Genomic DNA, 11,688 nt, shown 5'->3' on the forward strand with positions numbered 1-11,688 from the left:
GGCTGGTTGAAAAGCTCAAAAAGCCCGTCGTCAACGATCCCGACAAGATCAAGCGAACGACCCGCGACGCGGTGGCCGCGCTGCTGCCGGGCATCGCCAACTGCCGCATTCCGCAGATCGTGCGCCTCGATGCCGGCGCCGACGTCTCCGTCGCGGCCCTCGCGGCCCTGCTGCCGTTCTCATGCCCGCTGCTGGCGCGGACCGCGGGCACCCATGGCGGGGACGATTTCGAGAAGATCGCAAGTCTTGCCGAGCTCTCGGATTTCCTGGCGCAACGCAACGACAGCGACAATTACGTCATCGAATATGTCGACACCCAGTCGGCCGACGGCCATTTCCGCAAATACCGCTTCATCTTTGTCGACGGCGACGTGCTGCCCTATCATCTGGCGATCGGCGACGATTGGAAGGTTCATCACGTCAATACCGACATGGCCAATCAGCCCTGGATGCAGCAGGAGGAAGCCGCGTTCCTGTCGAACCCCGGCGCGATCTTCAATGTCGCGCAAAGTCAGGCGTTGCAGACGATCCGCGAGCGCATCGGGCTCGACTATTTCGGCATCGACTGCGCGCTCGACGCCTCGGGCGATGTCGTGGTGTTCGAAGTCAACGCCTCGATGCTGGTGCATGACGACAATGCGGACTATCCCTACAAGGACATGGCCGTCGGCGCCATCAAGGCCGCGTTCGACGCGATGCTGCGGAGGCGCGCCGGCTGCGATCGCCCACCGAACGTGCTGGATTCGCCGCCGCTGTCGCCGTAGCCGCTTCGCGATGGCGGGCTGACGGCGGGCTGCCGCGATCAAGGCAGATACAGATAGCGCAGCGTCGTGCGCCCGACCGCCTCGAGGCTGGCCGCGGCGCATTTGTCGATCGTGTCTTCCGTGGTGTTGAAAAACGGCTCGTACTCGAAATCGATCACCAGGAAGCTTGGAATGCCGGCTTCGGCCAATGCGGTGTGGTCGTCGCTGATCGGATAATCGGTGATCTTCGACATGAACGAAGCGGGCGCGATTGCAGCCCCGGCGCTCCAGTACTTCTCCACCTCGGCCCGCGCGCTGACCAGCGAGGCAGGTTCAGGCTTGAGCTGCAGATCCCTGTCGCAGACCATGTCGAAGATGACGGCCTTTTCCGGTCTGGCTGCCGGATAATAGTCTTTCAGATGCTCGGCGAAATGGGGCGAGCCGATCGCAAACCATTGCGGATCGCCGGCGCCGAGGGATTTTGGTCCCTCTTCGCCGTCGAAGAAGATCATGTCGATGCCGACCGGGGGCTTCGGCAGCTTCGACAGCACGCGCGCGGTCTCCAGGAGCATCGCTACGCCCGAAGCCGAGTTGTTGGCCCCCGGCATCGGCGCGTTCGGATTCTTGGCGTCGCGATAGGCTCTGACGATGCTGTCGTAATGCGTGCCGACGATGATGCGGCGCGGATTGGATGCCTGGAATCGCGCGACGATGTTGGTCATGGCATGCTGGTGGCCGCCAACGTCGGTAAAGACCCAGCGCTGCTCCGTGACGGCGTCAACGCCGGTCTTGGCGAGTTCGGCCTTGATGAAGTCGATGGTCTTCTGGTGGCCTGCAGTGTCGAGCGATCGTGGCGTGAAGCGCAACTGCTCGGCGATGTCGGCCATTGCGCGCTGGCCGTCCCAGAGCTCGATCGGAATTTCCTCGGCCCGGACAGGCGCAAGATGCATCAGGAGCGCGAGCGATGCAGCGATCGGCCTGGCAAGCTTGCGGAGCAGCGGAGCGATCTGCGGCATCATTCAGCGCCGGCCTTTCAACGGCTGCTTCGGAGCAGGAACGAACAAAGCGGCAGCGCAGACGGCGAGCACCAGGGCAAAGATATAGGTGATCGCGCGCGAACCGATCGTCGGAATCAATGTGAAGGTGGTCAGGAGCGTGCCGACGACGTTGCCGATCGTGGAGACGCCGTAGACCAGCCCGGCCACGCGGCCGGCATCGTCGGCCTTGTGCGCCAACAGGCTGACCGCGATCGGCGAAAACGTGCCGAGCAAGGTCAGCGGCACCAGCAGCAGCGCTGTCGAAGCCAGAAGTGTGGCCCAGGCGCCATCCCCGATCGTGCTCAGGATGCGGGCCATCACGGGATCGGCCGTTGCCGGCACGCCGGCCAGATAGGCCGCGGCGATCACGATCGAGACGGCGATGGTCCGCGGCGAGGGATGCCGCGCGACGATCGAACTGCCGGTGAAATAGCCGATCGCGAGCGCGCACAGCACCGTCGATATCAGGCTCGCCCAGGTGCCGATGCCGCCGCCGAAATAGGGAAACAGATAGCGGCTGCCGAGCATCTCGAAGCCCATCAGCACGCCGCCGACCAGGAACGCACAGCAATAGACCATGACCGAGAGAAAGAGCCCGGATTTCGTCAAGGCATCTTCCTGTTGTGGCGCTCGATATTCTTGAGCGCCTCGACCGGCGCGAAATCGTCCGTCAGCACCTTGGCGCTGGCGTCGATGACCTGGCCGCCCTCGATCTGGATGCGCCGACGCTGATTGAGCATGTCGGCAAGGCTGTAGCGCAGGCCGTAGGCCTTGTCCCTCTCGTTCGCAACCGCGGCGAGATCCTCCGGCTTGCGCTCCGCACCGTCATAGGCGACGGTGACGATATTGCCGTCCGCCTTGTAGAAGTCGAGCTGGGGGAAGACGGCGTTGATCGTCTTCACCGCGGAGTCGAACAGCATGGTCGATGGCTCGACGTTCTGCGCGACAACGCCGCCATCGGCGAGGTGGTTCTTGACGATCTCGTAGAATTCCTTGGTCAGGAGATGGAACGGCACGAACGGCCCGCGATAGGCGTCGATCAGGATGATGTCGTAGCGGTCCTTCGACTCGGTCAGAAAAATCCGGCCGTCGCGGTTGACGACCTGGAATTTTGGCTCGTCGTGGATGCCGAAATATTTTTTCGCCAGCTCCAGCACGGCCGGGTCGAGCTCCACCGACGTCACCTGGACGTTGGGCAGGAAGCGATGCAGGTACCAGGAGGTGCGACCGCCGCCGAAACCGATTTCGAGGATCGAGTGAACGTCCTTCGCATACATCAGGCTCGCTGTCATGTAGCGCGTATACTCGACCGGCAGGTCCTTGTCGTCCTGCGTATTGTACATGCTCTCGGTATAGATTCTGCGATTGTAGCCGAAGGTCATGCTGACATAGGGCGGCTGCTCGTACACATAAATGTTATTGTAGAGCGACTCCTTGGACTCCACGAGATTGCGGCTGTCCTGCGCAGGGGATGCGGCGACACCGACAAGGGTACTCGCCAGCACGCCGAAAATGACCGACCGACTGATCATCGAATATCTGCTTCCCTCGGGCTTGAAACGGCTTGAAGAAGGTGAGGCCTGCGCGGTTGTCCAGACGTTGGCATATCGATCCGACAAATCGAACCGGGATATCGCTCCTGAGGGGCTCGACTGCCGGCAGCTTCCTATCACATAACCCGGCGCCGCACGCCCAGGCAGGGGCGAGGCGCGCCACGCGAGCATGGCGCGACGGGCTAATAGACCATCGTCCGCGGCTTGGGTAGCGGAATCGTCGACGGCCAAAACGGAAACGTGATCGCAGGGAGGCGGCGCATCAGCTGGCAGGCCGCCGCGCCGTTGCGGCAGCGGATTGCCGGCCGCCGCGGCCCGGAGGTTCCGCCGCCGCTGGTCTCGCGGAGAGAGCAGGGAACGCCAGCCCGCGGCCGGCAAGAGGTCGCGTTGGCGTCGTTGATTCCGAAAAAAAGCCGCCGGCGCGTGAAGGTGAGCATGTGCGGCAATCTCCGCGCTTGTGGCAGTCACATGGTGCTCGGAGATTTGGTCGCGCAGTTCGGCATATTCGTCCTGCAGCCGTTGCTCGGACCGGAGGCGCATTGAGAGCGTCCTTGCGCGCGGGCCGAGTTCGTTTCCGCCGTAAGACTACGGGGAAGCTGCGTCAGCAAAGCCCAGGGTTTCATCGAGTTAGCGGCACGTTAAGCCGCGCCCAATATTAAAATAATGATTTACTGATTTGCGGCAGCCAGCCGCTACAGGGGCGTATGCGTCGGCGCGGTCGTTCGTGCCAATTCGACTGGATTGAAGGACCGGAGCATATGCCGCCGCCGAAGTTCTCCCTCAGCGCCAAGGTCATGCTGTCGAACGCGTTGATGGCGCTGCTTCTGCTTGCGACCCTCGGCACTTGTGTTGTTCTCGTCAAGCGGCAGACGGCTGCGGCGGAGGCCCAATCGCTGACGCAGCTTCTCGACGTGCTGGGAGCTGTCGCCGCGCTGGCGGCGGTGGCGATCCTGCTCTATGCCCACCTTCGGATCGCCTCCCCGCTGCGCCATCTCGCCTCGGTCCTGCACGACCTCGAGCAGGGCAAGACGGATGTCGTCGTGCCGAAGTCAGGCGGTCGCGATGAGTTCGGATCGATCGGTCGTGCGGCCGAAAAACTTCGTGACTATGCGGTTCGCATCGATCGGCTCGGCCGGGAGAAGCAGCAGATGCAGGTGGCGGCCACGGCCGAGCGCAAGCAGGCCATGCTGCGCATGGCGGATAATGTCGAGCATGAGACCAACATCTCGGTCGAGTCGATCGCGGGCGCCACGCGCGACGTTGACGGCGCCGCCGGGGGCCTGTTGTCGCTGGCGCATGGGCTTTCCCTCGAGGCGCAGGCCGTTGCCGAATCGTCGGAGCAGGCGCGCGCGAATGCCGAGCAGGTCTCGGCGTCCGCCGAGCAATTGATCGCCTCGATCCGCGACATCGGCCAGCAGGTGTGCAAGGTCAGCGCCGTCACCAAAGCCACGGTGGACCGTAGCGGCAATGCGCAAAGGTCGATTCAGTCTTTGTCCGCCGTGGTCGCAAAGGTCGACGACATGACGAAGCTGATCAGCGGCATCGCCGATCAGACCAATTTGCTGGCGCTCAACGCCACGATCGAGGCTGCCCGCGCCGGCGAAGCCGGCAAGGGCTTTGCGGTGGTCGCCGCTGAAGTGAAGTCACTTGCGACCCAGACCGCCAAATCGACTGACGAAATCGGACGCCTGATCGCCGAGATACGGTCCGCGACCGACGCGACCGTGGCGGGATTCAGGGACATCGGCACGCATATTGCCGAGATCGACGATGTTGCCGGCGCGGTCGCCGCTGCCGTGTCCCAGCAAAACGAGGCGACCAACCAGATCGCCCGCAATGTCACGTCGTCAGCGACCGCGGTGCAGCAGGTGTCGTCCAAGATCGCTCATGTCAGCCGTGATGCCGACGCCGTCTCTGACCGGGCCGCGGGCGTTCGCGAAGCGATCTCAGCGGTGGCGTCGAATGTTTCGGACTTGAAGGAACTGCTGGTTCGCGTCGTGCGCACGTCGGCCGACGAAGCGGACCGGCGCGATGAACGGCGGCATCGCGCCGATCTGCCTGCCCAGATCGTCGGTCGCGGGCAATCGTCCGCGCGGATCATCGATATCTCGGAAGGCGGCGCCTTTGTCGCTGGAAAACTCGATCTAGTCGTCGGCGAGACCGGATTGATCGCCATACAAGGCCTGGCCGAGCCGGTGCCATTTGAAGTCTGTGGTCGAAAAGACAACGGATTGCATGTCAAGTTCGTGCTCGAAGGGCTTGCGAAAGCGCGATATCTCGCCTGGCTCCAGAACTTCGCGGCAGGCAGGGCCGCTTAGGGTAGAGGCCCGATTCGCGGCGCGCTGTCACAACCCGGCGCGCGCGCGCTGGGTGTTGACGGGGCTCCCGGCGAGCGCGGCTCGCCTGTCGGACACGGCGTGATGAAACTGATCGAGCACGAGACTGAAGGCCGTCAGGTCGGAATCCTCGATCGCGCCATCGTCGAAGCACGCCAGGGTTTCGCGCAGGATGTCGTCGGCCTCGGATTGCAGTGCATCCAGTTCTTCGAGAGATCTGATTTTCCGCACCTGCGTGATCGCGGCCACCAGCTTTTCGCGATGCATCGTGTTCATCCGGCGCTCGTCGCGCTTGAAATAATGCCGCACGGCGGCAGTGGCGGAGCCCATCACCGAGACCCCCAGGATGGCGAACCAGATGTAGTCGCTGTACTTGTCCATGAAGGTTCGTTCGGTGCCGTCGATATAGGCGGCGGCGCCGGGATGGGCGGGAAGCGCGGCATCCTTGTCGGTATCGGGCTTTTCGATCTTCGCGGCAGTCGGCAGTTCCCTGGCAAGTGCCGGCTTGGCCGCAAAGATCTGCCGGGTCAGGTCGCCGACCGCGGTCTCCGACAGCGATTTCAGTGCGACGATCAGGTGATTGACTCCGACCGTGTCGACGGTGTCGTCGGGCCGCGCGGGTGAGGACGTAAAGGCGCTGCCCGGGATTTCCTCGGATTCATAGAGCGGATGCTTGGCGGCGATCGCCTCCGATACGTCGATCGGCAGGAATGTCGGCTCGCCCCTGCCGCGCGCGGTCGCCAGAATGGCTTCCGTCGTGATCTTGCTGTCGAGCGGTCCGACCGTCATGAATGCATCGATCGTCGCATCGTGCACCATCTCGTTGATCTGGTCCGTGCTGAACTGCGCGACTTCGACCTTGTCCGGATCGACGCCGGATTCCTTCAAAATGATATGGAGCAGCGTGATATTCGCCTGGGTGCGGCCGATCACGCCGATGCGGTGACCCGGCAGATCGTTGATCGCCTTGATCTTGGATTTTGCCTCCTTGTGCGGCGCCTTGCGCGCCGCCCCGGTCGGCGCCCACAGCACGACGACGTTCTTGCGCACGATGGCGACCGCTCGCGCGCCCTCAGGCAGATCCTCGTCGGTGCGTGCAACCGCCAGGTCGGCCTTGCCGTCCTTCAGCGCGGCAATGCTTTCCACCGCTCCCGCCGTCGGGACGACGGTGAGCCGCACCCAGTCTCTCTGCTGGGCGAAGTTCTGCGCCATCGCCTGGATCAATTGCAGGTCGTCGCTCCCCGAAGGGCCGACCGCAATCCGCAGGATCGTCGGGCGCACGATGAAGTAGGCCGCGCCAACCACGGCGGCGAACAGCAAGAGGCCGGCGGCCAACATCAGGAATGTGGAGTTGGCTCGGTTCCGGCCGCGAAGCGAAATATCGTCGCCGCCGTTCTTTTCATCTGAAGGGGACATCTTGCTGCCGAGCGACGGAGGGTCAGAGGCCGGAATTCAAGATAACATGGTTCCGGACGCGGGTCATATCTCGGGCGGAGGCACATTGTGCTATGGTTTCGGCTCCAATCCGGCGAGAATCCTGCAAAAATGCCGTAAGAATGTCGAACAGGAACCGAGAGCCGCCATGTACCAGCCACCCGCCTTTCGTGAGGACCGCCTTTCCGTCCAGCACGAGTTGATCCGCGACTATCCGCTGGGCCTGCTGGTGACCGCCGGACCGGCCGGGCTGCTCGCCAATCCGTATCCGGTCCTGATTGACGCCGCCGCTTCCGAGAACGGCACGCTGCGTCTCCACATCGCGCGCGCCAATCCGCAATGGCGCGAGCTGGAGACGGTCGAGGAATGTCTGGTGGTGTTCCAGGGGCCGCAGGACTATGTGACGCCATCCTGGTACGCGACCAAGCGCGACACCGGCAAGGTCGTCCCGACCTGGAACTACGCCACCGTTCACGCCTGGGGACGTCCCCGGATCGTCAACGATGACGCCTGGCTGCGCCGACAACTCGACGACCTGACCGCGAGCCGCGAAGGCCGGCGCGCCGAGCCATGGGCGGTCGATGATGCGCCGTCGGATTTCGTCGCCGCGCAGATGCGGGCCATCGTCGGCGTCGAGATTCCGATTCTGAGGATCGAGGGCAAGTGGAAGATGAGCCAGAATCGCCCCGAGGCGGACCGTCATGGCGTGATCGCCGGATTTCGCGAAGCCGGCGAGGCGGGCGAGGTGCTGGCTGCGCTGGTGGCTGCGCGCGGCGAACGCACGACATAGGCCGGCCGATTCGGGCGGGTGAACGGGGCAATCAAAAGGCCTCGCGAGATCTGCTGCGGCACGCTTGACACCGTTCCGAATCACGGCACTCTCGAGAACAGCTGCATGGCGGAAGCTGGGGGCGTCTACCACTACACGCGCGGGCCGCCTCTGCGGCTGCGATGGCCGCGCGAGGCTGTCGCCCCCAATCTGGCTGCCATCCCAATCATCCAATCAGGCTGGCCCGCCAATCATCCCGCCAATCATAACGTGTGGGACGTGCGGGATGTCGGCCATGACGCCGACAAAATGTTGACATCGTCCTGCAAGCTCAGGGCCTCGTTCGATCTGCCCGGCTGCGCCTTGGAGCGCTAGCGCATTTTCCCGCGCAAGCCTGACTTCATCCGGCATGCGGGCTGCGCCGCGCCGTCTTTTGTAAAAAGATCGTGTGCAAACAAAAAGTTGGCGCGCGACGACGGTTGCTCCAGACATCGCGGCGTTGCAACAGCCGGTCCGCTGCAATCCGGTGCCGAAACAGGCTCGATCGGCGCGCTCGGAGCGGTGCCAATTGTTTGCTGCATCGTCGCTTCAATTTCCCCTTCGAACCGTCCAAATTTCGACGCCGACTCAGCGGACTCTTCGAATCATTCGTAATCGACCGGACTCGGCGGGGTTTGGTTGCAAGGAGTTTTAAGTGATGGGAAATGTATTTCCGCCGGGAACCAGTGATACTCGAATTCCTGAATCACGGCTTCGCGATGATGACGATGGCTTCGATTCCGATTTGAATACCGACATGATCATGCTGCTCGAAGAGAACGCCCGGCTGCGGGCGCTGGTGACGCAGCTGTCAAGCCTTGTTCTGAAGCACGTCGTCGATCAGAAATAGGCCCGCTCGCCCACTGGAATTCATGCATTTTCAGGCTTGCGCAAGGCTTCCGATCGCTTGGCGGCTCTGCTATGGACATGGCTATGTCCTGCGCGCTCACGCGCGGGACCGCGGTCCCGTAGCTCAGCTGGATAGAGCGGCGGTTTCCTAAACCGTAGGTCGCATGTTCGAGTCATGCCGGGATCGCCATTGCTGAGTTCGGGCGCGCGTCCGCTAAAACGTGAGCCTGCAAACTGAGCCTGCATTTGGCGGTTTTGACGCCAGGCTCCGGAAGCCTGATGACAAGTTCGACGCCTGGTTGAATATTGCCGAGGCTGAAGCTTGATCACGAAAGATCACTTTAGCTTGTGGAAGCCCGATTTCATGGCGGGCGATAATCTCCAGATTACGTTGAGGCAAGTGCGTCTGATCCGATCAGGGCACCATCCGAGATCGGCGTTTTGGAAGCCGACCAGCGTCCGCGAATCTCCCGGCAATCCGACTGATGGAGAACAGAAGTCATGACCAGATCCAAAGCCGCCCGCGTGGCGGTGCTTTCTCTCTTGACGGTCACCACAATGGCCACACCGTTGTTTGCCCAGGCGGCCATCGGGGAGCCGGGCGCTTTCGCCTTCTATCATCCCAACGCGGATGTCCTGAACGCCGGCCGGCCTTCGCCAGATCCAACCGAGAATGCGCTGGCGTCGGTGCCGTTCAGCACCTCCCGCTCCGATGCCTGCGCTCGCCGCTATCGCTCCTACGATGAAGGATCGCGGACGTTTCTTGGCCATGATGGATATCGTCATTCCTGCCAATGACGCGCGACGAAAATAATCGGGTTGCGCGACGGGGGTTCGATGCTGTGGCCGAACCTGCCGTCCCTTCTGGCAAACGTACGCTGGTCCCGCTTGCACCAAGCTGATAGTTTCCGCCCTCGGATCTGCTTCAGAACAGGGGACCGGAGCATGGACAACCGCAGCGACATCTGGCGCGGCATCGACGCAATCAAACCGCGCTTCATCGCCTTGAGCGACAAGGTCTGGGGGATGCCGGAAATCTGCTACACCGAGGCACGCTCCGCCGCTGAACATCTCGCCGAACTGCGCCACCAGGGTTTTCGCATCACCGAGAAGGTCGCGGATATTCCCACCGCCATGATCGGCGAATGGGGCGAGGCTGGTCCCGTCATCGCTTTCCTCGGCGAATACGACGCGCTGCCTGGCCTTAGTCAGGAGGCAGGCGTCGCCGAGCCACGTCCGCTGCAGGCCGGCGGCCATGGTCATGGCTGCGGCCACAATCTGCTCGGCTCGGCCGCGCTGCTCGCCGCCACGGCGCTGAAGGACTGGCTCGAGGGCCACCAGGTTCGGGGACGGGTGCGCTATTACGGCTGCCCCGCGGAAGAAGGCGGCGCGGCGAAAGCCTTCATGGTGCGGTCCGGCGCCTTCGATGACGTCGATATCGCCATCACCTGGCATCCGCACAGCTTCTGGGAGGTCGCGGTGACGCCGTCGCTGGCCAATACCCGCGCCGATTTCATCTTTACCGGGCGCACCTCGCATGCCGCGGCCTCGCCGCATCTCGGCCGCAGCGCGCTCGACGCGGTCGAACTGATGAATGTCGGCGTGAACTACATGCGCGAGCACATGCCGAGCGACGCCCGCGTCCATTATGCGCTGCTCGATACCGGCGGCATTGCTCCTAACGTGGTGCAGGCCCATGCCCGTGTGCGTTATTCGATCCGCGCCCGCGATCTTCCCGGCATGAATGAGCTGGTCGGACGAGTCCACAAGATCGCGCAGGGTGCCGCGCTGATGACCGAAACCGGGATGGAGATGCGGATCATCTCTGCGGTTTCCAATATCCTGCCCAATACGCCGCTCGAACAGGCCCTGCACCGCGTCATGGAAGATCTCGGGCCGCCGCATTTCGACGACGCGGACAAGGATTTCGCTGCAAAGATTCGCGCCACCTTGAGCGCGCAGGACATCGGCGCGGTCTATCGCGCCATCGGGATGGAGCCCACCGAGCGGCCGCTGGCCGATTTCCTGGTGCCGCTGGATGCCCGGCGCAACCCTCTGGTCGGTTCGACCGATGTCGGCGATGTGAGCTGGGTGGTGCCGACCGTTCAGGTTCATGCCCCGACGGTCGCCATTGGTACCCCGTTCCACACCTGGCAGGTGGTAGCGCAGGGCAAGAGTCCGGCCGCCCAAAAGGCAATGGTGCAGGCCGCCAAGGCGATGGCCGGGCTTGGCGTCAAGGCGCTGTCGGAGCCGGGCCTGATCGCCGCCGCCAAGGCCGACCTCAGGATGCGTACCGCCCAGACACCCTATGTCAGCCCGCTGCCAGCTGCCATTGCCCCGCCGCTGGACATGTCCGTGATCTGATCGGCGAACAAATTTTTTGCAATGCAAGGCGCGTTTCGGCGGGTTTTACCGCCGGATTGCCGCAGCGCTGTGCGGTGGAGCGCCGTTCTGCCCAAGCCGCGACCAGGTCGGGCTTTGGCTTTCTGCCGCAAGACGTTGACGTGCGGGGCATTCGGTGTGCCATCTTCCCAGGCCACGCGGCGCGGGCCGCGCGCGCCCCGCGGCCTGCTGCAACCACACCGAACGAGAGGCAACGATGCTTCCGGACACCGAACTGAAAACGATGATCGAGGAGGTGAAGGACGGACGCGTGCACCGCCGCGCCTTCATCAAGCGCATGATCGGTTTTGGCCTCACGGCGCCGATGGCCGCGCAAATTCTTGCCATCGGCGGCGTCGCCATGGCGCAGAGCGAAAGTCCCTACAAACCGACCAAGCGCGGCGGCGGCGGTCCGCTCAAGCTGCTGTGGTGGCAGGGTCCGACCCTGCTCAATCCGCACTTTGCCACCGGCACCAAGGACCAGGACGGCTCGCGGCTGTTTTACGAGCCGCTCGCCAGCTGGGATGCCGATGGTCATCTCAACCC

11 protein-coding genes, 1 tRNA gene and 2 pseudogenes are annotated in these 11,688 nt (G+C 63.3%); 9 read left to right on the forward strand and 5 right to left on the reverse strand.

What is annotated here, in order from left to right; translation table 11 throughout:
• Positions 1–764 (forward strand): annotated as a pseudogene (locus WCB02_RS03035) (hypothetical protein); the annotation flags it as partial.
• 38 nt (positions 765–802) lie between these two features.
• Here WCB02_RS03035 and WCB02_RS03040 read toward each other — a convergent pair.
• From WCB02_RS03040 to WCB02_RS03050, 3 genes are read right to left on the reverse strand one after another with little or no spacing between them, the layout of a single operon-like run.
• On the reverse strand, positions 803–1,759 hold the full coding sequence (locus tag WCB02_RS03040) for a M28 family peptidase (protein WP_423956234.1): 957 nt from the start codon (positions 1,757–1,759) through the stop codon (positions 803–805).
• A gap of 3 nt (positions 1,760–1,762) precedes the next feature.
• Positions 1,763–2,359, reverse strand: a complete 597-nt coding sequence (locus WCB02_RS03045; RefSeq protein WP_423956258.1) for a fused MFS/spermidine synthase — start codon at positions 2,357–2,359, stop codon at positions 1,763–1,765.
• 26 nt (positions 2,360–2,385) lie between these two features.
• Positions 2,386–3,312 (reverse strand): spermidine synthase, encoded by a 927-nt coding sequence (locus tag WCB02_RS03050; protein ID WP_423956236.1) that lies wholly within the window; start codon positions 3,310–3,312, stop codon positions 2,386–2,388.
• Positions 3,313–4,091: 779 nt separating this feature from the next.
• Between WCB02_RS03050 and WCB02_RS03055 the strand changes: the two genes are divergently transcribed.
• On the forward strand, positions 4,092–5,651 hold the full coding sequence (locus WCB02_RS03055; protein ID WP_423956239.1) for a methyl-accepting chemotaxis protein: 1,560 nt from the start codon (positions 4,092–4,094) through the stop codon (positions 5,649–5,651).
• A gap of 27 nt (positions 5,652–5,678) precedes the next feature.
• On the opposite strand, the gene WCB02_RS03060 is transcribed toward WCB02_RS03055, so the two are convergent.
• On the reverse strand, positions 5,679–7,085 hold the full coding sequence (locus tag WCB02_RS03060) for a TAXI family TRAP transporter solute-binding subunit (protein ID WP_423956242.1): 1,407 nt from the start codon (positions 7,083–7,085) through the stop codon (positions 5,679–5,681).
• 166 nt (positions 7,086–7,251) lie between these two features.
• Here WCB02_RS03060 and WCB02_RS03065 point away from each other — a divergent pair, with 166 nt between their 5' ends.
• Together WCB02_RS03065 and WCB02_RS03070 are read left to right on the forward strand one after the other, a co-directional pair.
• Positions 7,252–7,893 (forward strand): FMN-binding negative transcriptional regulator, encoded by a 642-nt coding sequence (locus WCB02_RS03065; RefSeq protein WP_423956245.1) that lies wholly within the window; start codon positions 7,252–7,254, stop codon positions 7,891–7,893.
• Positions 7,894–7,998: 105 nt separating this feature from the next.
• Positions 7,999–8,247 carry a hypothetical protein gene (locus WCB02_RS03070; RefSeq protein WP_423956247.1) on the forward strand — a complete coding sequence of 83 codons (249 nt, stop codon included), beginning with the start codon at positions 7,999–8,001 and terminating at the stop codon, positions 8,245–8,247.
• Here the strand turns inward: WCB02_RS03070 and WCB02_RS03075 are convergent.
• Positions 8,244–8,453: a hypothetical protein gene (locus tag WCB02_RS03075; protein ID WP_423956249.1), complete on the reverse strand. Its 210-nt coding sequence runs from the start codon at positions 8,451–8,453 to the stop codon at positions 8,244–8,246. The two genes, WCB02_RS03070 and WCB02_RS03075, sit on opposite strands and share 4 nt — an antisense overlap.
• A 116-nt stretch (positions 8,454–8,569) precedes the next feature.
• Here WCB02_RS03075 and WCB02_RS03080 point away from each other — a divergent pair, with 116 nt between their 5' ends.
• The 5 genes and pseudogenes from WCB02_RS03080 to WCB02_RS03100 form a co-directional block, all read left to right on the forward strand.
• Complete coding sequence (locus WCB02_RS03080; RefSeq protein WP_423956252.1) at positions 8,570–8,761, forward strand: hypothetical protein; 192 nt, start codon at positions 8,570–8,572, stop codon at positions 8,759–8,761.
• 112 nt (positions 8,762–8,873) lie between these two features.
• Positions 8,874–8,950: transfer RNA gene (locus WCB02_RS03085), tRNA-Arg, on the forward strand.
• Positions 8,951–9,261: 311 nt separating this feature from the next.
• Positions 9,262–9,558 (forward strand): BA14K family protein, encoded by a 297-nt coding sequence (locus WCB02_RS03090; protein WP_423956254.1) that lies wholly within the window; start codon positions 9,262–9,264, stop codon positions 9,556–9,558.
• 147 nt (positions 9,559–9,705) lie between these two features.
• Positions 9,706–11,124 (forward strand): M20 family metallopeptidase, encoded by a 1,419-nt coding sequence (locus tag WCB02_RS03095; protein ID WP_423956256.1) that lies wholly within the window; start codon positions 9,706–9,708, stop codon positions 11,122–11,124.
• Positions 11,125–11,359: 235 nt separating this feature from the next.
• Positions 11,360–11,688, forward strand: a pseudogene (locus WCB02_RS03100) (peptide ABC transporter substrate-binding protein); the annotation flags it as partial.

This window comes from Bradyrhizobium sp. (assembly GCF_049581145.1).
Lineage (GTDB): Bacteria > Pseudomonadota > Alphaproteobacteria > Rhizobiales > Xanthobacteraceae > Bradyrhizobium.